We start from the raw sequence: 22,022 nt of genomic DNA, 5'->3' as shown, positions 1-22,022 counted from the left end.
CTGACAAAGGGCAGAAATGCAAAAATTGCAATAGACGTATGCACATAGCAGGACGCTGCACTGCAAAAAATGCACTCGACGGCAGCCGCGAGCTCACGGATAGATGGGTCTACCGGAGACATCATCTCCACCTCCCGCCATTTCCACCGATCGGCTTGCGGCCGCGCCTGCGCCAGGGCGCCATTGCCAAGCAGAAACCGCCTCGAGGAGCTCTCGTGAGTGAGATTGCCGCCAATATTTCAGTTGATAGCCAGGATGAAGTGCTGCCGTCGGCAATGACCGTGGCGCTGGTCCAGCTGGCGCTCGCCTGCGGCGGCTTCGGCATCGGCACCGGCGAATTCGCGATCATGGGGCTGCTGCCTAATGTTGCCGAGACCTTCTCGGTCACGACGCCGCAAGCTGGCTACGTCATCAGCGCCTATGCGCTCGGCGTCGTCGTCGGCGCACCCGTCATTGCCGTGCTCGCCGCGAAGATGGCGCGCCGCACGCTGCTTTTGACCCTGATGCTGATCTTTGCCGCCGGCAATATATCAAGCGCCATGGCGCCGACCTTCGAAAGCTTCACGCTGCTGCGCTTCATCAGCGGCCTGCCGCACGGCGCCTATTTCGGCGTCGCGGCCCTTGTCGCCGCCTCGATGGTGCCGGCGCATCGCCGCGCCCGTGCCGTTGGCCGCGTCATGCTCGGCCTCACCGTTGCGACACTTCTCGGCACGCCGTTGACGACCTTCTTCGGCCAGTCGCTCGACTGGCAGGTGGCGTTTTTCTCGGTCGGCGTGCTCGGCCTGCTGACCGTCGCGCTGATCTGGTTCTACGTTCCGAAGGACCAGGTTTCCGCGGAAGCGGGCTTCCTGCGCGAACTCGGCGCTTTCCGCCGGCCGCAGGTGTGGCTGACGCTCGGCATCGCCGCCGTCGGTTACGGCGGCATGTTCGCAATGTTCAGCTATATCGCCTCGACGACGACTGAGGTGGCGATGCTGCCGGAAACGGCGGTCCCGATCATGCTGGTCCTCTTCGGCGTCGGTATGAATGCGGGCAACTTCATCGGCTCGTGGCTCGCCGACAAATCGCTGCTCGGCACGATCGGCGGGTCGCTCATCTATAATATCGTCGTGCTGACCACCTTCTCGCTGACCGCCGCCAACCCCTATTTGCTCGGGCTTTCCGTCTTCCTAGTCGGCTGCGGCTTTGCCGCCGGGCCGGCGCTGCAGACGCGGCTGATGGATGTCGCCGCCGATGCGCAGACGCTTGCGGCCGCGTCCAACCATTCCGCCTTCAATATCGCCAATGCGATCGGCGCCTGGCTCGGCGGCCTCGTCATCGCCGGGGGTTACGGTTTTGCGGCGACCGGTTATGTCGGCGCGGCGCTGTCCTTCCTCGGCCTCTTCGTCTTTGCGGCCTCGCTACGCCTCGAGCGCCGCGACCGGAGCGCGCAGGCCGTCTGAGGCCAGGCGCAGTTCGCGGCCTTCCGGGCTGCAGAAGACATAATCGTCACCCCAGGCGGCCAACGCCTGGATCACAGGCTTCAGCGTCATGCCGAGCGGCGTCATTGCATATTCGACCCTCGGCGGCACGACCGGATAGACGGTGCGTGATACCAGGCCGGACTCTTCCAGTTCACGCAGCTGCTTGGTCAGCATGCGCTGAGTCACGGCCGGGAGCTTACGCCGCAATTCGTTGAAGCGCAGGGTTCCTTGCATCAGATGAAACAGGATCACGCCCTTCCACTTCCCGTCGAGGTAAGTCAGCGTCGCTTCGACCGGGCAGCCGGGGAAATTCTTGACGAGCTTGGCGCGTGGCAATGACATTTACAGTATCCTTTTGGGTACTACGTACAGAATTTGTGCATTCTTGCGTTGTCAGAACATAATGCGCATCTAGCTTCCGTGCAACGAACACAGGAGTTTCCAATGCGCGCCGTCGCCTATAAAACGCCCCAACCAATCTCCGCCGAAACCTCGCTGATCGATGTCGAGCTCCCGATGCCGGATGCCAGAGGCCACGATCTGCTCGTCGAGATCAAAGCCGTTTCGGTCAATCCCGTCGACGTGAAGGTGCGCGCCCATTCCGCGCCGCCCGCAGACGAGCTTAAGGTGCTCGGCTGGGATGCCGCCGGCGTCGTCAAGGCCATCGGCGCCGATGTCACCCTGTTCAAGCCCGGCGACGAGGTGTTCTATTCCGGCGTCATCAGCCGCCCGGGCAGCAATGCCGAATTCCACCTCGTCGACGAACGCATCGTCGGCACCAAACCGAAGAGCCTCGACTTCGCTGCCGCGGCCGCCCTGCCGCTGACCTCGATTACGGCCTACGAGGCGCTGTTCGACCGGCTGAAGGTGCAGGACGCGGTTTCGGGAGCGGGACGCTCCATCCTGATCATCGGCGGCGCCGGCGGCGTCGGTTCGATCGCCATCCAGATCGCCCGGGCATTGACCGACTTGACGGTGATCGCAACGGCCTCGCGGCCGGAAACGCAGGACTGGGTGAAGGAACTCGGCGCACATCATATCGTCGACCATTCCAGGCCGATCGCGCCGCAGGTGGCAGCGCTTGGCATCGGCGCGCCGGGATTCATATTCTCGACCACCAATACCGACAGCCATATCGGCGACATCGTCGAAGCGATCGCGCCGCAGGGCCGCTTCGCATTGATCGACGATCCGAAGACGCTCGACATCGTGCCCTTCAAGCGCAAGGCCGTCTCCGTTCATTGGGAGCTGATGTTCACCCGCCCGCTCTACGGCACGCCTGACATGATCGAGCAGCATAAGCTGCTGAACAAGATTTCCGAGCTCATCGACGCTGGAAAGATCCGCACGACGCTTTCAGAGATCGTCGGGCCGATCAATGCGGTAAACCTCAAGACGGCGCATGCCATGGTCGAAAGCGGCAGGATGAAGGGCAAGGCTGTGCTCGCAGGATTCTGAGATCGCAGCCGGCAGGCCCGGTGTTTCCTGCAAGGTCATATAAACCATACCCGCCTGGAATGGCGCATCGCAGGGTGCGACATTCTGGCGTTAAGCATTTACCCCGCTTGACTTTTTCCGCGTTCGGGACCACCTAGCATTCACGTGGATGACACTCGTCAGGCACGGATTTCAACGGAGCCATCATAACGATGCCAAGCGACAGTAGCAGTCGATTGCCTTTGCCGTACGCGACCCTCGTGCGCTGACCGACTCCTGTCGGCTCGCCCGATCGGACGCTACGGCGGATCGACGGAAAGGCGAGCCTCAAATGAATATCAATCGCTTCCCTCTTCGGGCAGGCCATGCCGCCCGTGCCTTCATCAACAACAGCCACGGCGCAACGATCGCCGAACGCGTCGAATCATTGAACGCGCTGAGCATCCAGGACGCCGGGCGGGTGCTGACCGGCATGCCGCTCGACTATGCCGTCAACATTCTCGACCGGCCGGAGCTTCGCAACGCCGCACAGATCCTTGCGCTGCTCAGCGCCGAGGATGCCGCCCGGCTGCTGCACGGCATGTCGAACGACCGCGTCGCCGACGTGCTGCTCGAACTCGACGCTGAGACCCGCGCCCGGCTGTTCTCCAGCATCGACGAACCGGTGCGCATCGCGATCCAGCACCTGATGGGCTATCCGCCGCGCACGGCCGGCGGCATCATGACGACGGAGTTCGTCAGCGTGCCTGATAGCTGGACCGTCGCCCGCACACTCGACCATGTGCGTCAGGTCGAACGCTCGCGCGAGACCGTCTACGCCATCTATGTGCTCGACGAGATCAGCCATGCGCTGCTGCATGTGGTGACGCTGCGTCGCCTCATCACCGGCGAGCCGGACGCTTCGATCCTCTCGGTGGCACAGAAGGGCGCGCCGGTTTCGGCCGATCCGCTGATGAAACAGGAGGATGTCGCCCGGCTGATCCGCAAGCACGACCTGCTCGCCCTGCCCGTCATCGACGAACATGGGCAGATGCTCGGCATCGTCACCGTCGACGACGTGATCGACACGATGATATCGGACACGACGGAAGCGGCACAGAGGTTCGGCGGCATGGAGGCCCTCGGCCAGCCCTACATGAAGATCAGCTTCGCCGGCATGATCCGCAAGCGCGCCGGCTGGCTCGCAGCGCTGTTCCTCGGCGAGATGCTGACGGCAAGCGCCATGCAGCATTTCGAAGGCGAGCTGGAAAAGGCCGTGGTGTTGACGCTGTTCATCCCGCTGATCATGAGCTCGGGCGGCAATTCCGGCTCGCAGGCAACGTCGCTGATCATCCGGGCGCTAGCACTCGGCGAGCTGAAGCTTTCGGACTGGTGGAAGGTGCTTTTGCGTGAACTGCCGACCGGCATCGTGCTCGGCGCGATCCTCGGCCTGGTCGGCTTCATCCGCATCGTCTTCTGGCAGTCGGCCGGGCTCTACGATTACGGTCCGCACTGGCAGATGGTCGCCGTCACGGTGTTTGCCGCCCTGATCGGGATCGTCACCTTCGGCTCGATCTGCGGCTCGATGCTGCCTTTCGTGCTGCAGAAGCTCCGGCTCGATCCAGCCAGCGCCTCGGCCCCCTTCGTCGCCACACTGGTCGATGTCACCGGGCTCGTCATCTACTTCTCGGTGGCGCTGCTCATCCTCAGCGGGACGCTGCTCTAACCCGCAAGCAAGCCCGAGGGGAATTATTTCCCCTCGGGCAGCTTCAACGGGCCATGCGTCTTGATGCTGCGGATGGCGAAGTTCGAGCGGATGTCGCTGACATTCGGCAGGGTCAACAACGTTTGGGTCAGAAGCCGCTCATAGGCGGCGAGATCCTCCACCACCACTTCCGCGAGGAAATCGGCCGTACCCGAAATCAGAAAGCAGGAGACGATCTCGGGGATGGCGAGCAACGCCTTCTGCTGGGCCTCGGAATTTTCGCGGCTGTGCTGGACCACCTTGAATTCGACGAAGACGGTGAGGCCGAGACCGACCTCCTTGCGGTCGATATCCGCCGTGTAACCGCGGATGATGCCGGAGCGTTCGAGATTGCGGATGCGGCGCAGGCAGGGCGACGGCGAAAGGTTCACCTTCTCGGCGATCTCGACATTGGTGGCCCGCGCATCCTCCTGCAGGCACTTCAGGATGGCAATATCGAATTTATCGAGATTTGGCATTTTCGCGATCCCTGCTGGCATCAATTGGCAGAAGATTGCGCATAGCATGATTTTTGAGCCATAGATAGCAAGGACATGCCCTGACCTCTGGCGCTAGTCTTCTCTTCAACCGGAAAGGCTCCGGATGAAGGAAAGGACAGGACGATGACCACCATTGCTTTCACGAACGACAAGTCGCCGTCGCAGGTACTGGGTTATGCCGGCGGCACTACTACCGTGCTGATCTGGGCGACATGGTTTCTCGTCACCCGCCACAGCGCCGCAACGCCGCTCGGTTCGATCGATATCGGGCTGATCCGCTTCGGAATTCCGGCGCTGGTGCTTTCGCCTGTCTGGCTGAAGACGGGACTGCTGCCGAAGGCCCTGCCGCTTCACCTGCTGGCGATCATGGTGTCAGGTTCCGGCGCCATCTTCTTCCTGCTGACGACGCTGGCAATCCATTCCACGCCGGCCGCCTCCTCAGGCATATTGCTCGGCGGCTCGATGCCGCTCGCCGCGGCGCTGATCGGCATTGCGCTGTTTCAAGAAAGACCTGACGGCACACGCATCGCAGGGCTTATCGCAATCGTTGCCGGCGTGCTGATCCTGCTCACGCGCAGCCTTGCGGACGCCTCGCTGCCATGGACGAGCTTCGTGCTGCTGCCGGCCGGCGCCATTCTCTGGGCAAGCTATACGCATGCCTTCCGGCGCTCCGGTCTGACCGCCGTACAGGCAAGCGCCCTGATTGCCGTCTGGTCTTTCCTGATCATGGGCGCGTTTGCCCTCGTCTTCGGCATCTCGCTGCCAGAGGCTACTCTCCAGGAGATCGGCCTGCAGGTGCTGAGCCAGGGCGTTCTTTCCGGCCTCGTCGCCATGGTCGCCTACGGCACCGCCGTCAGAACACTCGGCGGAACACAGGCTGCCGCCTTCACGGCGCTGACGCCGGTTCTCGCGACGCTTGGCGGCGGCTTGCTGCTTGGCGAAGCAATCGGCATGACGGAAATCAGCGCCGCCGTGATCACCGGCATCGGTGTGGCGCTGTCGACGGGTATTGCGGCACCGCGCCGCTGAAATCCAACACCAACAGCAGATAGAAAGCCGCCTGCAGCCACCGCTGCGGCGGCTTTTTTAATGGAGAGGGCGTTACCGAGCTTGGAACGGACACCTTAGGCCTGGATGACGACGACCCTGGCGCCGACCTCGACGCGGCTATAGAGGTCGATCACGTCGTGGTTCATCATGCGGACACAGCCGCTCGACATGGCGAGACCAATCGATTGCGGCTGGTTGGTGCCATGAATGCGGAAATGCGTGTCGCCGCCGCCGCGGTAAAGATACATCGCCCGCGCACCGAGCGGGTTGTTCAGGCCGCCCGGCATGCCGCCGGCGAGCTTGCGATAGCGCTCTTCGCGGCGCTGCATATTTTCGGTGGGTGTCCAGCTCGGCCACTCGGCCTTGCGGCCGATATAGGCGTTACCGGCAAAGGCCAGCCCCTCGCGGCCGACACCAACGCCATAACGCACCGCCCTGCCGCCGCCGAGGACGTAATAGGCGCGGCGCGCAGGTGTATCGACGATCACCGTGCCGGCAGCATGCGTGGTTTCGTAGGCCACTTCCTGGCGGCGGAGCTCCGGCTTGATCTTGTCGATCGGCACCTGCTTCAACGGGAATTTTTCGTCCGGAAGTGCGGCATAGTTTGTCTGGCTGTTCAGACCGGTCGAAGAGCAGCCGGCCACGAAAAGCGGCAGAGCGATCAGAAAGCCCCGGCGGGAGATCGTCATGAATGTGTCCTTAGTGCGTCAACTTGATGTCGCAAGCTAAGGAAATTATGGTTAACGAACGGCTAACAGCCTCCGGCAGAAGGCGATCACGAAGGCGTCAGGAGGCAAGAATTGTCGCGGTGGGGATAATCCGCCTCACATATTCGGATAGACCGGCCCCTCGCCGCCCTGCGGCGGCACCCAGTTGATGTTCTGGTTGGGATCCTTGATGTCGCAGGTCTTGCAGTGCACGCAGTTCTGGGCGTTGATGACGAAGACGTCCTTGCCGTCCTTCTCCACCCATTCGTAGACGCCGGCCGGACAGTAACGCGTCGACGGGCCGGCATAGATGTCATGCTCGGACGACTTCTGCAGGTTCATGTCCTTGACCTGCAGATGCACCGGCTGGTCTTCCTCATGATTGGTGTTCGACAGGAACACCGAGGAGAGGCGATCGAAGGTCAAGACGCCATCGGGCTTCGGATAGGCGATCGGCTTGTGCTGTGAAGCAGGCTCCAGGCTCTCAGCATCGGACTTGCCATGTTTCAGCGTGCCGAAGACGGAAAAGCCGAACAGCGTGTTGGTCCACATGTCAAAGCCGCCGAGCGCCACGCCAAGCGCCGTGCCGAACTTCGACCACAGCGGCTTGACGTTGCGGACGCGCTTCAAATCCTTGCCGATATCGCCCTTGCGCCATTCGTTCTCGATCTCGACGATCTCGTCATGGCTGCGGCCTGATACAATCGCGGCGGCGATCTTCTCGGCCGCCAGCATGCCCGACAGCACCGCATTGTGGCTGCCCTTGATGCGCGGCACGTTGACGAGACCGGCCGAACAGCCGATCAGCGCCCCGCCGGGGAAGGAAAGCTTCGGCACCGACTGGTAGCCGCCCTCGGTGATGGCACGCGCCCCATAGGACAGTCGCTTGCCGCCCTCGAAGGTGGTGCGGATCGCCGGATGGGTCTTGAAGCGCTGGAATTCCTCGAAGGGATAGAGATAAGGGTTCTTGTAATTGAGGTGGACGACGAAGCCGACGGCGACCAGATTGTCTTCCAGGTGATAGAGGAAGGAGCCGCCGCCGGTCTTCATGCCGAGCGGCCAGCCGAAGGAGTGCTGCACCAGGCCCGGCCTGTGGTTCTCCGGCTTGACCTGCCAGAGTTCCTTGATGCCGATGCCGAATTTCTGCGGTTCGCGGTCCTTCTGCAGATCGAACTTGGCGATCAGCTGCTTGGCGAGCGAGCCACGCACACCCTCGCCGATCAGCACATATTTGCCGAGCAGTTCCATGCCGCGGGTATAGTTCGGGCCGGGCTCGCCGTTCTTCTCGATGCCCATGTCGCCGGTGGCAACACCGATCACCGCGCCTTCGTCATTGTAGAGCACTTCGGTTGCGGCAAAGCCCGGATAGATCTCGACGCCGAGTTCTTCGGCCTTGGTCGCCAGCCAGCGACAGACGAGCCCGAGCGAGACGATGTAGTTGCCGTGATTGTTCATCAGCGGCGGCATCAGCACATTCGGCAGGCGAACAGAGCCGGCCGGACCGAGCAGCAGGAAGTGATCGGCGGTGACCTTGGTCTTGAACGGATGATCGGCCTCGTCGCGCCAGCCGGGCAGCAGCCGGTCGATGCCGATCGGGTCGACGACGGCGCCAGAGAGAATATGCGCGCCGACTTCCGCGCCCTTCTCCAGCACGACGACGGAGAGTTCCGGATTGACTTGTTTCAGACGGATCGCCGCCGCAAGACCAGCCGGACCGGCGCCTACGATAACAACGTCGAATTCCATGCTCTCGCGTTCGGGCAGCTCAGTCGTCTCGGTCATTCACTCGTCTCCGCTTGGCGGCACGCGGCCGTCATCCCGTCACGGCACTTTCTTGTCAAAACGAGAAAGCATTGTCGAGCCGGGATACGACAGCCAATCTTCCAATTCGCACAATGATGACGCCTCGCGAGACAGAATTACATAACGCTTACGTCAACGTCAATTATCAAACGCTGCCAAACCGGTTACATGCCCTTTCCTTTTCCGCCGCTTGCGCCTTATACATCGCTCAAAGCTATCGGAGGACAATCATGGATCTCGGCATCAAGGGCAAACGGGCACTCGTCCTCGCCTCCTCGCGTGGTCTCGGCCTCGGCATCGCCGTGGCGCTGGCGCGGGAGGGCGCAAACGTGCTGCTCTGCGGGCGCAGTGGCGAACAGCTGGAGGCCAATTGCCAGGCGATCAATGGCGAAGGCAACGGCCGGGCCGACTGGATCTGGGCCGATCTCGGGGACGAACGCTTCGTCGAGATGGTGACGACGGCGGTGAAGGAGAAGTTCGGCGGGCTCGATATCCTCGTCAACAATACCGGCGGACCGACGCCCGGCACGACCGAGGACATGACGGGCGAAAAGCTCGAAAGCTATTTCCTCTCCATGGTCGCGCGCGTGATCACGCTCACCAATGCGCTGCTGCCCGGCATGAAGGCGCAGGGCTGGGGCCGCATCCTGACGGTTGCCTCATCCGGCGTGATCGAACCAATCGCCAATCTGGCGCTGTCGAATACGTTGCGCCCGGCCCTTGCCGGCTGGAGCAAGACGCTTGCCTCCGAAGTGGCGGGCTTCGGCGTCACCACCAACCTGCTCCTGCCGGGCAGTATCCTGACGGCGCGCCTCGACGATCTCGACGGGGCTGCGGCAAAGCGGACTGGCAAGAGCCTCGAGGAGATCCGCACCGACAAGGAAGCGCGCATTCCGGTCGGCCGCTACGGCAGGGTCGAGGAATTTGCCGCAACGGCTGCCTTCCTCTGCAGCCAGCCGGCAAGCTATATCACCGGCTCGCTCATCCGCTGCGACGGCGGCGCGGCACGATCCGTCTGAGATTCCCTCTCAGCCGACGCGGGCTGCCGCCGCCCATGTCGCCACACTTCGGATCATCTGTTCGACGTTAGCCGGATCGTCAGCAAGTTCGGCGAGCTCGGACAGACGATGGAAGCCGGTCAGGATCGCAATGCGCCGCCGATCGAGCCTGCGTCCGGTCAGCATTTCATAGGCCGATACGATGCGTGCGGTCAGGTCGGGCGAGATGAAGTTCGAGTAGATGAACTCCTGGTGCAGCGGGCCGAAGCCTGAATCGGCGAAATCGTAAATGCCGTTCAGCCTCCTTTGCGCATGGTCGAAGGCCATGTTCCAGCCATGACCGTCGAAGAAGCCATAGATGTTGCCGTAGGGATCGGGCGGCAAGGCTTCGAAATCGGAAATAATGGCCTGCGCAAAGCTCTTGATCTCAGGCGGCAGCAGCGGCAAAGCCTTGGTTCGTACCGTCTCGGGCGATTGCCATGGCTGGATAGCCCCGGCACCGGCCGATCGTATGCGATCGGCATCGAGCACATGCAGCTCGGCGTAAAACCGCGCGAGATCTTCCGCGAGGCGCTGACGATCGCCTTCGCCAAGCGCATCGTAATCTTCGGCAATGAGATGTTCGCCGTCGAGCTTGGCATGACTGGAGAAGATCGGCGGCCCGTCGTGAATGCGCATGTCGGGAACCGCCATCGACAGCGACGGCCGAACGATGTCGAGCAAGGCAGCTTCCTTCACAAGCGCTCTTTCCGCACTTGAATGGCGGGGGAACTTGAAGATCAGCGTGTCATCGACGTCGACGGCAAGCGAATCCCAGCCCTTCGCCGCCAGCTTGAAGACGGAGGCCGTGAGTTCAGGAAATATGCTTGTTATGAGAGAGCGAAACTCGCTGGCGTCCAACTCAGTCATGACGACCTGCCTTCTCTTGTTTTTCCGTGTTCTTCCCGCGCAATGGACGGCATACGGGTCGGCATCGTCGCCTTGCGAACCGCCTTCGCCGCCGCCGCCGAACGGCATCGGATTACACTGGCTCTATATTAGTATAGTTTGAATATTACGGAATATTCATTACAAAATTTTAAGCCGTTATAACCACTTAGTGATCGCGCGCCGGGAATTATGTCTTTTTTGCGCCGCAATATAAGCAGCTCAATCAGAGCATAAATTTTGCAACCTTGCTCAAGACCGGTTCTCGCCCATGAAGAAATTTTGGATCACCGTCAGCGTTATCGCAATTGCGGCCATCGGCGTCTGGCAATTCGGGAATCTGATCCCTTATGCCTCGCGAATTCCCTACCTTTCGCAGGTCATCAAACAGCCGGCCGGCGGCAATGGCGGCGGGCAGCAGGCACAGGCCGATCAGCAGGCCAATCAGGCGCAAGACGGTGGCCAACATCAGGGCGGCGGGCGCAGACGCGGCGGCGGCGGCCCGACCGTCGTCAAAACCGTTGCAGCCGTGAAAACGACGCTGCCGATGGATGTGACGGCGACCGGCTGGGCCGATGCCGATGACAACACGACGATTGCCGCACAGGAACAGGGCCTGATCGTCAGCATCGATGCGCAGGATGGGGCGACCGTCAAAGCCGGCGACCTGATCGCCAAGCTGGACGACCGGACGGCCAAGGCGACCGTTGATAAGGACAATGCGATGATCGTGCGCGACGCGGCAACCCTTTCGGAAGCCGAGACCGCATTGACGCGCGCGCAGGATCTCTTCAACCAGAAGGCTGGCACCCAGCAGAGCCTCGACCAAGCGGTGGCCGCCCGCGATACCGCTGCAGCCACGGTCGATGCCGACAAGGCGTCGCTTGCCTCCGATCAGATCATCCTCGAGAACACCGACATCCGCGCTCCTTTCGACGGCCGGCTCGGCGATATCGCGATCAGCAAGGGCGCTTTCCTCAGTGCCGGCTCGGCAATCGTCACCATCGCGAAATACGATCCGATCTATGTGAAATTCCACCTGCAGGAGCGCTATCTGCGCGAGTTGAAGAGCGCTCTGGCAAGCGGTCCGGTCGAAGTCAGCACCGCTCCCAATTCCACCAAGGGGCAAGTGCGGAAGGGTGAGATCAGCTTCTACGACAACACGGTCGACACCGCCTCGGGCACGATCCTCGCCAAGGCGAAATTCGAGAATGCCTCCGGTGCGCTCTGGCCCGGCCAGTCGGTCAACATCGTCGTGCATTTCAACAATGACGAACAGCAGGTGGTGGTGCCGACGGTCGCCGTCAGCCCCGGCCCGGAGGGTTTCTTCGCCTTCGTCGCCAAGGACGGCAAATCGCATCTGACGCCCGTCACCATTGCCCGCGCAAATGGCGGCTTCACCGCCATAGAATCAGGTCTTCAGGCAGGCGATCACGTCGTCGTCGAGGGTCAGGGCCAGCTCAGCGACCAGCAGGCGATCAACGAGCAGTTCGACGAAAAGGCGCTTGATGTCGCCTCCGCCGAAGAGCCTCGGCAACAGCAGCCCTCCGAGACAATCGCGGTGGGAGCTCAGCAATGATCCCGAATTTCTGTATCCAGCGCCCCGTCGCGACGACGCTGCTTGCGATCGGCGTCATTCTGGCCGGTCTTGCCGGTTATCAGCTGGTACCCGTCGCAGCGCTACCGCAGGTCGACTTTCCCACCATCAACGTTTCGGCGCAGTTGAGCGGCGCCTCGCCTCAGACGATGGCGACCTCGGTTTCGACGCCGCTGATCAAGCAGTTCGAGACCATTCCAGGGATCACCGAAATCAGCGCCTCCAGTTCGCTCGGCAGCACCAGCATCGTGCTGCAGTTCGACCTCAGTCGTAATATCGATGCGGCCGCAGCCGACGTGCAGGCCGCGATTTCGCATGCCACCCGGCAACTGCCCGACAATCTGACGACGCCGCCCAGTTATCGCAAGACGAACCCGGCCGATGCGCCTGTCATGCTGCTCTCGGTGCAGAGCAACACCATGCCGCGCAGCAAGCTTGACGACATCGCCGAGAACATCATCTCGCCGTCGCTTTCGACGCTTCCCGGCGTTGCCCAGGTCAGCGTCTACGGTGCGCAGACCTATGCCGTGCGCGTCGAGGTCGATCCCAACAAGCTTTTGACCCGCGGCATCGGCATCGACACCGTCAACAAGGCGCTTGCTGCCGCCAACAGCCAGCAGCCTGTGGGAACGCTGCAGAACAATTCGCAGAGCATGACCATCACGGCGAACACGCAGCGCACCAGCGCCGAACAATTCCGTTCGCTCGTCATTGCCAATCCGAACGGCGCGCCGATCCACCTCGGCGATATTGCCGACGTGCAAGACAGTGTCGAGAATCAGTACACCGGCAGCTGGTATGACGGCCAGCGCGGCATCATCCTCGCCATCCAGCGTCAGCCGGATGCCAATACGGTCGATGTCGTCGATGCGATCAACGCCAAGCTGCCGCAGCTTCACGCCGAAATCCCGCCCTCCGTCAACACGGTCGTCATGAATGACGCCGCAAAGCCGATTCGCGATGCCATCTCCGATGTGAAGTTCACGCTGCTGCTCACGATCGGCCTCGTCGTTCTCGTCATCTACCTCTTTACCGGCCATGCGACCGCAACGATCATTCCCGGGCTTGCCGTTCCACTGTCGCTGATCTCGACCTTCGGCATGATGTATGTGCTGGGCTACAGTATCGACAACATCTCGCTGCTCGGGCTAACGCTCGCGGTGGGGCTCGTGGTGGATGACGCCATCGTCATGCTCGAGAACATTCTGCGCCATGTCGAGGAAGGCATGCCCGTGCGGGAAGCGGCGATCAAGGGTGCGGGCGAAGTCAGCTACACCATCATTTCCATGTCGGTTTCGTTGATCGCGGTCTTCATCCCGATCCTGCTGATGGGCGGCGTTGTCGGCCGCGTGTTCAACGAATTCGGCATGGTGGTTGCGATTGCGATCATCTCCTCGGCAATCGTCTCGTTAACCGTGACGCCGATGCTCGCCTCGCGTCTGTCCAACCACCAGAGCCGCCCGCCGCTCATCATCCGCATCTTCGATGCCGGCTTCGAACGGACGCTGCGCGGCTATGACAGGGCTGTCGGCTGGTGCCTTCGCCACCGCCCCACGATCCTCGGCGTTTTCCTCGCCTCGGTCGCACTGACGATCTACTTCTTCATGACGCTGCCGACGAGCTTCTTCCCACAGGAGGATATCGGCCGCCTGACGATCAGCACGCAGGCCCGGCAGGACATTTCCTATTCCGCCATGGCGGCGCTGCAGCAGCAGGCGGCAGCCGTCGTCAAGGCGAACCCGGCGGTCAACCATGTGATGTCGACGATCGGCGGCAACCCGAACAAACCGCAGAACAACGGCTCGATGTTCGTCGAACTCAAGGACAAGAAGGAACGTGCACCGCTTGACCAGACGCTGCGCGAGCTGCGCACGGCGATCAACAAGATCCCCGGCCTGCAGGCCTTCGTGACACCGAACCAGAGCCTGCGCTTCGGCGGTCGCCAGACGGCCAGCCAATATCAGCTGGTGGTGCAGGCGCTGAGTGCTGATCAGACCAACCTCTGGGCCGGCAAGATCCAGGCGGCTATGCGCAAGGATCGGCTGTTCACCGACGTGACCTCGGACGCCCAGAACAACGCGCTGCAGGCCAATATCGTCATCGATACCGAGCGGGCAGCCGCCTACGGGATCGACAACGATACGCTGCGCACGACGCTGCAAGAATCCTTCAGCGGATATGCAGCGGCGGAAATCCAGTCGACCGGCGACAGCTACGACGTCATCGTCGAATATGACACCAGCAAACCCTGGGATGACCAGAAGCTCTCGGAGATCCGTGTCGCCTCGGCCAATGGCAGCCTGGTGCCGCTTTCCAACTTCGCGCATGTCGAGCGCACGGTCGGCCCTGTGACAATCAACCAGACGGGCCAGCTCGTCTCGACCACCGTTTCCTTCAACCTGCCGGAAGGCGTCTCGCTCAGCGACGCGACCGCGGCAATCGACCAGATCAAGACGGAAATGAGCATGCCGGCCGACGTCTTCACCTCCTATGGCGGTACAGCGCAGATCTTCGAGCAGTCTCAGGGCAATACGCCATACCTCATCCTGGCGGCGGTGCTGACCATCTATGTCGTGCTCGGCGTGCTCTATGAAAGCTTCATCCATCCGCTCACCATTCTCTCCGGCCTGCCTGCGGCGGCATTCGGTGCGCTGCTGGCGCTTGATATTATGGGCTTCGATCTGTCGATCATCGCCCTGATCGGCCTGCTGATGCTGATCGGCATCGTCAAGAAGAACGCGATCATGATGATCGACGTGGCGGTGGAGACCATGCGCACGACGGGCGAAAAGGCGACGGTGGCGATCCACGAGGCCTGCGTGCGACGATTCCGGCCGATCATGATGACGACCTTCTGCGCCCTGCTCGGCGCCCTGCCGATCGCGCTCGGCACCGGCGCAAGCTCGGAACTGCGCCAGCCGCTCGGCATTGCCGTCGTCGGCGGCCTGATCGTCTCGCAGATGCTGACGCTGTTCATCACCCCGGTCATCTTCGTCGAGATGGACCGCTTCGGCAATTTCCTCGGCCGCCTCATCGGCCACAAGAAGGTCGAGGAGCCGGAGGTGCAGGAGGCAAGGGCAATGGCTGCCGAGTGATGACGGCCCTCTGAGTTCGGCATTGCCGATTGACCCTTGCGGCGCACTTCTTCTTCCAACCGGGAGAAGAAGTGCGCCCGTGATCACATCAACTTCCGCTCCTCTTGAATGTGTCACGCCTCTGTGGCATCACCCGCCCTCCTTGATCCGGGCGTTCGCACGCCCTTGCGGAGCAACGCTCCGTCTCCAATAACAATCGGCATGAAGAGGTGCGGGCATGGCTCAGGCGCTGGGTTTCGACTTCGGCACGACGAATACGGTTCTCGCCATGGCGGATGGCGGGGCGACACGCTCGATGGCGTTCACGAGCACGGAGGGTACGGCAGACAGCATGCGCACGGCGCTTTCCTTCATGAAGGATGCCCAGCTCGGCGCTTCGGCGCTAAAGGTGGAAGCGGGCCATGCGGCGATCCGCCAATTCATCGACAATCCCGGCGAATGTCGCTTCCTGCAGTCGATCAAGACCTTTGCCGCCAGCGCGCTGTTCCAGGGCACGCTGATCTTTGCCAAGCGGCATAATTTCGAAGATTTGATGGAGATCTTCGTGCGGCGCCTGCGCAACTATGCCGGCGACCACTGGCCTTCGGATGTCAGCCGCATCGTCACCGGCCGGCCGGTGCATTTTGCCGGCGCCAGCCCCGATCCGGCGCTGGCGACCGAGCGCTACAATGAAGCGCTGTCGCGCTTCGGCTTTCCCGAAATCCACTATGTCTACGAGCCGGTCGCCGCCGCCTTCTATTTCGCGCAGAACCTGAAGCAGGATGCCACCGTGCTGGTCGCCGATTTCGGCGGCGGCACCACCGACTATTCGCTGATCCGCTTCGAGACCGTCGCCGGCAAGCTGACGGCAACGCCGATCGGCCATTCCGGCGTCGGTGTCGCCGGCGACCATTTCGACTACAGGATGATCGACAACATCGTCGCGCCGCTGATCGGCAAGGGCAGCCATTTCAAAAGCTTCGACAAGATCCTTGAAGTGCCGTCCAACTACTATTCCAGCTTCGGCCGCTGGAACCAGCTGTCGATCTTCAAGACGACGCGCGAATTCGAGGATCTGAAGAAGCTGGTGCGCATCAGCCTGGAACCGGACAAGCTCGAAATCTTCATCGACCTGATCGATCATGACGAGGGCTACCCGCTCTATCAGGCGGTGTCGGCGACGAAGATGGCGCTCTCGGCCTCCGAGGAAGCGGCTTTCGATTTCGCGCCGCTTGGCCGCAGCGGACATCGCAGCATCAAGCGCAGCGACTTCGAAGGCTGGATCGCCGATGATCTCGCCCGCATCGAAGGCGCGCTCGACGACGTGCTCGACAAGACCGAGACGAAACCATCGGAGATCGACAAGGTGTTCCTGACCGGCGGCACCTCCTTCGTGCCGGCGGTGCGCCGCATCTTTACCGAACGCTTCGAGCGCGACCGGATCGAAAGCGGCGGCGAGCTGCTGTCGATTGCCCATGGCCTGGCGCTGATCGGCGAACGCGACGACATCGCACAATGGACTGTGCAATAGAGCCGGCAAGGGCGGGCAATCGGTCGCCCGCCCTTTCAATGCCACTGTCACTCCGCTAAGCTTGCCCGCATGATCTCCGCCAACGACCTTTCCCCAGCCGAGCTCGCAGCGCTTCTGCATTTCCATGCGGATGCCGGCGTGGAATGGCTCTTGGAGGAAGAGGCGATCGACCGCTTCGCCGAGTTCGAGGCGATGAAGGCCGCCCGCCGCCCGGCGGCGGCACAGGCGCAGCAGCAACGTCCCGCCGCTGGGGAACGCTCTGCCCCAGGCCAGGCACAGGTGCGCCCGAATGCAGCGGCACGCCCAGCGCCTGCCGAACGCGCAGCGTCCGGCCCGCAACCGGCAATCCCGGATGGCGAGGCGGTGCAGCAGGCGCGCTTCGTTGCCGAAACCGCGCGATCGCTCGTCGATCTCAAGACCGCGATCGAAGCCTTCAACGGCTGCAACCTCAAGCACAGCGCCCGCTCGACCATCTTTGCCAGCGGCGATGCCGAAAGCGGGATAATGGTGATCGGCTCGGCGCCGAGCGCCGAAGACGATCGCGAGGGCATGCCCTTCTCGGGAAAATCCGGCCAGCTGTTCGACAAGATGCTGGCGGCGATCGGGCTGACGCGCTCAGCCATTCTGTTGACGCAGGTCATCCCCTGGCGACCACCTGGCAATCGTGCGCCCTCGGCCGCGGAAATGGACATCTGCCGCCCCTTCATCGAGCGGCAGATCGCGCTTGCCGAACCGAAGGCGATCCTGCTGCTCGGCAATTTTTCGGCGCGTTTCTTCTTCGGCGAAAACGATACGATTCACGGGTTACGTGGCCGTTGGAAGGAGATTGCGGCTGCGGACTGTGTCATTCCTGCCATAGCCAGCCTGCATCCGCAGGATCTGTTAACCGCACCTGTAAACAAGCGGCTGGCCTGGAACGACCTGCTCGCCTTTCAAGCGAAGCTTAAGTCCCTCTCTTTGCTTAGAAATTAGCCAAAGTTGAATAATTTGTGAATCAACCTATGCGATTTTCGCATGGCTGCATCCCGCCGTGACGCATTGCGGAATCTATGCTGCATCGCAATATCAGCTGTGTCTTGGGAGGAATCACAGGAACCAAGGCCATGAACAAGCGTTTTCGTCCTATCCATAGCGGGTTTGAAACCCTTCGCCTCGCCGGCGACCAGGTTCGTTCCACTCAAGGCTACAGCCGTTTCGGCTTTGTCACGAACGAACAGATGATTGCCCGCGGCACCGGCATCAACAGCCGTACGGCGCGCCCGAACGCCATTTTTTCGGACTTCCAGCAATATTGAGCAGAGACTCAAAGTGTTGCAGCGTCCTTTGCGCGTCTGAAAAGACGCGCGGCGCTGCAAGCGCTTCGCCTGCCCTTTCGTGTCAAGAGTACCCCAACATGTCGACGATCCTGATATCGCTTCTGCGCAACATCGAAACATTCGAGCATATCCGCGTTGCCGTCTGCGCCGCGCGGGAATATGAGCGCGAGCTTTCGGTCAAGCCAGCCGATGCTGGCGCGCCCATTAGAGCAGACGCTACAGCCATCGTTCTCTGATCACACGGCCATTTCTTCGATCTGGGCCTTCGCCCATTCGAAGGCTTCGTCGACATAGGCGAACTTGACCGCCTGCCAGGCGCAATATTCCTCGACGAAATTCCGCGATATCCAAAGGTGCGTCTTGCGCGGCTCGTCATGCCAGCCGACGCAGCCGCGCTGCGCCGCCTTTGCCAGCACCCGCTGCAGATGGGTGCGCGACATCATGAAATCGGCTGCGAGCGCACGGGTTTCGACCCGGCCGACGGAAAACCTGTCCGGCTCGCTGCTGTCCATATCCATCCGGGCGATGAAATTGTCGACGACGAGGCCGCCAGCTTCCGTCCAGAGGAACAACGCCACCTGCTCCGGCGGCTCGCGCCAGGCGGCATCTTCCAGGCAATGGCGGGCAATGCGCGGCTGAACGAGCCGCATCAAGGATGGATTTGCCTGGAAAAATGCTGCCCTTTGACCGCCGTCGAGCAGGTCGAGCGCACCGAGATTGCCGAGAATCCAGGCAAACATCGCCTGATGGCTGACATCGGCCGGCTCGAAATGACGTGGCCGCCGCCGCTCGTCGCCGGGCGTGTGGGTTATGAAGCGGTAGGTAAAGAGCTCTTCGATGAAGGCGAGCACTGTGTTGCGGCTCGCCACCTTGTGCGCGGTGATGCGCCCAGTCAGCCGCACGGCGGTGAAACCCGATGTCGGGTCGCGCGGGTCATATTCCAGGTTGAGGGCATAGGCAGTCTGGGTCAGAAGCCAGCGCTGATGCGAGGCGAGCAATCGTGCCAATCGTGGGCCGGCATCGAACATGCCGCGCATCTGCCCGGCCAAAAAGCGAATGCTCATCAGGAAGGAAGAGTTCCCCACCAATTGCTCCGCTGTGAATGCCATTATGCTTTTCTCCACCCCCGCTCGCCGGCCAGCGTTCGGAGCAACGACACCGAGAGCTCCTCCGGCATCAGCGGCCATTCAGACATGCACAGCTTGGAATAAATGATACTCTCTCATGTTCAACAATCATATTCCACAGGCCGGCGGTATCCCAAGAATTCACCATTCTTTTCACTCTTTGAGCGCAAGTTTCAAGCCGCCGCAATCCCTGCGTTAAAACCTTGATAAATATGCGCTTGCAGGCGTCAGGCTTGCGGCGTCGTGGCCTTGCGCGCCTCTCTCTGCTCGATGCCCAGCTGATGCTCGCGATAGATGATGAAGATGCCGGCGGCGACGACGATGACGGTGCCGATCAGCATGGTCACGCTCGGCACGTCGCCGAAGACGAAGTAGGCGACAATGCCGCCGAGCAGGATCGACGTATATTCGAACGGCGCGATAGTGGAGACGTCGGCATGGCGATAACTTTCCGTCAGCAGGATCTGTGCGACGCCGCCGCAAAAACCGGCGGCGATCAGATAAAGCGCCGTCGGCCATGCCAGGATGAGCCAGCCGAAGGGAAGAGAAGCCAGCGAGAAGACCGAGGCGGTGATCGAGAAATACAGCACGATCGTCGCCGTCTTCTCTTCCTCGACGAGGCGGCGCACCTGGATCATCGCCACGCCGCCGAGAACGGCCGAGAGCAGCACGCAGAGCGCGCCGACGGCCTGTTCTGCTTCCATGCCGCCGTCGCGAAACAGCGTGAGTTTCGGCCAGGAAACGATGGCGACGCCGACGATGCCGACCAGGACGGCGCTCCAGCGATAGATGCGTACGGTCTCGCCGAGAAAAACGGCAGCGAAGATGACGGCGACGAGTGGCAACGCATAGCCGAGCGCAATCGCCTCGGGCAGCGGCAGATGCAGCAGGCCGTAGAAACCGAAAGCCATCGACATGATGCCGATCGTGCCGCGCTTCAGGTGACCGATTGGATTGGCCGTGTAGAAGGCGGCGCGCAGCTGCCTGTTATAGGCGAGATAGGCCATGATCGGGAAGAGCGCGAAGAACGACCTGCAGAAGGTAACCTGACCCGGCGGGATGTCCGAGCCCGCCAGCTTGATGAAGGTCTGCATGGCCAGGAAGACCACGACCGACGAGACTTTCAGCGCGATGCCTCTCATCGGGTTTCTGAGAACCGAGTGCATGATCCTGGCTCTTAATACTGACTTAACCGAAACGGGGAGACGCGTTCGACTCGGGAACGCAGCAGGTGACGTCACCCATCGTAGCGAAAGAAAAACCCTATTGGCGAAAAAACCGCAAGCAACATCAGAGAATCACAGAATCGCCTCAGCGGCAGGCTCAACCGTGCTGCTTATGCGCCACGGCTGTGAAATTTCTCGTTTTGAGCCATTCACCCCGAAAATGTTCATCTCGCGGGGCTAGCTGTTAACCAATTGAAAACCATAGGCAAGCATCGTTTTTATCGCTGATCTCGAAATTTTCTTCACCACACAAACAATTGCCCGCTCCTTCCAGGATCATATTTGATGAAGCCGCTTAGCGCCGAAACCATTGCCCAGTCGCAGAATGCGACACCGCGCTCCATGCGCGTCGTCACCGACGGCATCAGCACCGACCTCGAGCGCTTCAGCGCCGACAACACCCATATCGTCAAGCAGATCAAGCTCCTGGCGATCAATGCGCTGATCGAAGCAGCCAGAGCCGGCGAGACCGGAAAGGGCTTTGCGGTCGTTGCCAACGAGGTGCAGCGGCTGGCGCAGATCGCGACCGATATCACCGGCAGGTTCGAAAGCAACGTGCTTGGCCGCATCGGCCTCAGCCGCGCCATGGCCGATTCGCTGGTCGAGGAGATGGAGGGCGTTCGTCTCACCGATCTGGCGCAGACGCTGGTGCAGCTCATCGTCCGCAATCTCTTCGAGCGCACGGCCGATGTGCGCTGGTGGGCGACAGATCCGGCGCTCTGGCAGGCGCTGCAGAACCCGGGCCGGGAAACCGTCGCCTTTGCGGCGGAGCGTCTCGGCGCCATCAACCGCTTCTACACCGTCTACCTCGATCTCGTCATGACCGATCTCTCGGGCAAGGTGATCGCATCCGCCAATCCCAAGTTTCAGCGCAAGATCGTCGGCACGAGCCTTGCCGGCGATCCGTGGTTCCGCGCGGCGTCGGCCTGCTCCTCCGGCGACGCTTATATCGTCGACGACGTCAAATCGAGCCCGCTCCACGACGCCAGGCATGCGCTCGTTTATGCCACCGGCATCCGCGAGGAGGGCAAGCTCGACGGGCGGCTGATCGGCACGCTCGGCGTCTATTTCGACTGGCAGAACCAGGGCCAGGCGATCGTCGAGAAAGAGGCAAACCTGCCGCCGCAGCTGGCAGAAAAAACGACGGTCATGCTGCTCGACGGCAAGAGCCGGGTGATCGCCACCACCAATCCCGCCTTGCTCTTTTCGCATTTCGCGCTCGCCAATCCGTCCGGTCAGGCGAAAGGCAGCTATTACGACAATAACGGCTCGATCGTCGCCTTCGCGCGCACTCTCGGCTACGAGGATTACGACGGGCTCGGCTGGTACGGCGTCGTCGTGCAGCAGACGGAAAACGACGCGACGATCAAGGCTGCGCTCAACCTTAAGTAGCGCCCATCGCCCCACAGTGGCGTTCATCCGTTTCCAATAAGATATTTTGCCCGCGAACTTGGTGTTCTCGGGCAATTTGCTTTAAGTTTAGTTCAGACTTTAATGTAATCATCCCCGGCAAAATTTATGGCAGAGTGCGCCCGCCTCTGTA

The 22,022-nt window shown here is 61.6% G+C and carries 19 protein-coding genes; 12 read left to right on the top strand and 7 right to left on the bottom strand.

All coding sequences use genetic code 11. The features are described from left to right. Positions 1 to 215 precede the first annotated feature (215 nt). Complete coding sequence (locus G9X67_RS18450; RefSeq protein WP_171599389.1) at positions 216 to 1,442, top strand: MFS transporter; 1,227 nt, start codon at positions 216 to 218, stop codon at positions 1,440 to 1,442. On the opposite strand, the gene G9X67_RS18445 is transcribed toward G9X67_RS18450, so the two are convergent. Next, positions 1,401 to 1,805: a helix-turn-helix domain-containing protein gene (locus G9X67_RS18445; protein WP_003546832.1), complete on the bottom strand. Its 405-nt coding sequence runs from the start codon at positions 1,803 to 1,805 to the stop codon at positions 1,401 to 1,403. The two genes, G9X67_RS18450 and G9X67_RS18445, sit on opposite strands and share 42 nt — an antisense overlap. Positions 1,806 to 1,907: 102 nt before the next feature. Here G9X67_RS18445 and G9X67_RS18440 point away from each other — a divergent pair, with 102 nt between their 5' ends. Then, the gene (locus tag G9X67_RS18440; protein WP_171599388.1) at positions 1,908 to 2,921 is read left to right on the top strand and encodes a zinc-binding alcohol dehydrogenase family protein; all 1,014 of its coding nucleotides are present in this window, start codon (positions 1,908 to 1,910) and stop codon (positions 2,919 to 2,921) included. Positions 2,922 to 3,231: 310 nt separating this feature from the next. Then, on the top strand, positions 3,232 to 4,605 hold the full coding sequence (gene mgtE, locus G9X67_RS18435) for a magnesium transporter (RefSeq protein WP_171599387.1): 1,374 nt from the start codon (positions 3,232 to 3,234) through the stop codon (positions 4,603 to 4,605). Between the two features lie 23 nt (positions 4,606 to 4,628). Here the strand turns inward: mgtE and G9X67_RS18430 are convergent, their stop codons facing one another. Next, entirely contained in the window at positions 4,629 to 5,150 is a 522-nt protein-coding gene (locus tag G9X67_RS18430; RefSeq protein ID WP_171599386.1) for an Lrp/AsnC family transcriptional regulator, read from the bottom strand. Positions 5,151 to 5,246: 96 nt separating this feature from the next. Here G9X67_RS18430 and G9X67_RS18425 point away from each other — a divergent pair, with 96 nt between their 5' ends. Then, positions 5,247 to 6,152 (top strand): DMT family transporter, encoded by a 906-nt coding sequence (locus G9X67_RS18425; RefSeq protein WP_171599385.1) that lies wholly within the window; start codon positions 5,247 to 5,249, stop codon positions 6,150 to 6,152. Between the two features lie 95 nt (positions 6,153 to 6,247). On the opposite strand, the gene G9X67_RS18420 is transcribed toward G9X67_RS18425, so the two are convergent. Together G9X67_RS18420 and G9X67_RS18415 are read right to left on the bottom strand one after the other, a co-directional pair. After that, on the bottom strand, positions 6,248 to 6,862 hold the full coding sequence (locus G9X67_RS18420) for a L,D-transpeptidase (RefSeq protein WP_138387688.1): 615 nt from the start codon (positions 6,860 to 6,862) through the stop codon (positions 6,248 to 6,250). A gap of 135 nt (positions 6,863 to 6,997) precedes the next feature. Next, the gene (locus G9X67_RS18415) at positions 6,998 to 8,662 is read right to left on the bottom strand and encodes an electron transfer flavoprotein-ubiquinone oxidoreductase (protein WP_171599384.1); all 1,665 of its coding nucleotides are present in this window, start codon (positions 8,660 to 8,662) and stop codon (positions 6,998 to 7,000) included. Positions 8,663 to 8,913: 251 nt separating this feature from the next. Between G9X67_RS18415 and G9X67_RS18410 the strand changes: the two genes are divergently transcribed. Then, on the top strand, positions 8,914 to 9,702 hold the full coding sequence (locus G9X67_RS18410) for an SDR family oxidoreductase (protein ID WP_138328450.1): 789 nt from the start codon (positions 8,914 to 8,916) through the stop codon (positions 9,700 to 9,702). Between the two features lie 9 nt (positions 9,703 to 9,711). Here the strand turns inward: G9X67_RS18410 and G9X67_RS18405 are convergent, their stop codons facing one another. After that, positions 9,712 to 10,590 carry an aminoglycoside phosphotransferase family protein gene (locus tag G9X67_RS18405; protein WP_171599383.1) on the bottom strand — a complete coding sequence of 293 codons (879 nt, stop codon included), beginning with the start codon at positions 10,588 to 10,590 and terminating at the stop codon, positions 9,712 to 9,714. 289 nt (positions 10,591 to 10,879) lie between these two features. Between G9X67_RS18405 and G9X67_RS18400 the strand changes: the two genes are divergently transcribed. From G9X67_RS18400 to G9X67_RS18375, 6 genes are all read left to right on the top strand, one after another. Beyond that, positions 10,880 to 12,187, top strand: a complete 1,308-nt coding sequence (locus G9X67_RS18400) for an efflux RND transporter periplasmic adaptor subunit (protein ID WP_171599382.1) — start codon at positions 10,880 to 10,882, stop codon at positions 12,185 to 12,187. Further along, positions 12,184 to 15,300, top strand: coding sequence for an efflux RND transporter permease subunit (locus G9X67_RS18395; protein WP_171599381.1), 3,117 nt, complete (start codon positions 12,184 to 12,186; stop codon positions 15,298 to 15,300). Before G9X67_RS18400 ends, G9X67_RS18395 begins: the two co-directional genes overlap by 4 nt. Positions 15,301 to 15,517: 217 nt before the next feature. Further along, complete coding sequence (locus G9X67_RS18390; RefSeq protein WP_171599380.1) at positions 15,518 to 16,810, top strand: Hsp70 family protein; 1,293 nt, start codon at positions 15,518 to 15,520, stop codon at positions 16,808 to 16,810. Positions 16,811 to 16,879: 69 nt separating this feature from the next. Next, complete coding sequence (locus G9X67_RS18385; RefSeq protein ID WP_171599379.1) at positions 16,880 to 17,782, top strand: uracil-DNA glycosylase; 903 nt, start codon at positions 16,880 to 16,882, stop codon at positions 17,780 to 17,782. Between the two features lie 131 nt (positions 17,783 to 17,913). Beyond that, positions 17,914 to 18,105 (top strand): hypothetical protein, encoded by a 192-nt coding sequence (locus G9X67_RS18380; RefSeq protein WP_138328456.1) that lies wholly within the window; start codon positions 17,914 to 17,916, stop codon positions 18,103 to 18,105. A gap of 98 nt (positions 18,106 to 18,203) precedes the next feature. Next, the gene (locus tag G9X67_RS18375) at positions 18,204 to 18,362 is read left to right on the top strand and encodes a hypothetical protein (RefSeq protein WP_171599378.1); all 159 of its coding nucleotides are present in this window, start codon (positions 18,204 to 18,206) and stop codon (positions 18,360 to 18,362) included. On the opposite strand, the gene G9X67_RS18370 is transcribed toward G9X67_RS18375, so the two are convergent. Together G9X67_RS18370 and G9X67_RS18365 are read right to left on the bottom strand one after the other, a co-directional pair. Next, the gene (locus G9X67_RS18370; RefSeq protein WP_171599377.1) at positions 18,363 to 19,235 is read right to left on the bottom strand and encodes a hypothetical protein; all 873 of its coding nucleotides are present in this window, start codon (positions 19,233 to 19,235) and stop codon (positions 18,363 to 18,365) included. Between the two features lie 245 nt (positions 19,236 to 19,480). Next, a complete protein-coding gene (locus tag G9X67_RS18365) occupies positions 19,481 to 20,419 on the bottom strand; it encodes a DMT family transporter (protein ID WP_171599376.1) in 939 nt (312 codons plus the stop codon). Positions 20,420 to 20,764: 345 nt separating this feature from the next. Here G9X67_RS18365 and G9X67_RS35315 point away from each other — a divergent pair, with 345 nt between their 5' ends. After that, positions 20,765 to 21,871, top strand: coding sequence for a methyl-accepting chemotaxis protein (locus G9X67_RS35315; protein WP_138328459.1), 1,107 nt, complete (start codon positions 20,765 to 20,767; stop codon positions 21,869 to 21,871). Positions 21,872 to 22,022 lie beyond the last annotated feature (151 nt).

It is taken from the genome of Rhizobium sp. WYCCWR 11152 (genome assembly GCF_013087615.1).
Taxonomy (GTDB): domain Bacteria; phylum Pseudomonadota; class Alphaproteobacteria; order Rhizobiales; family Rhizobiaceae; genus Rhizobium; species Rhizobium indicum.
This window is presented reverse-complemented; position numbering and strand designations above follow the sequence as displayed.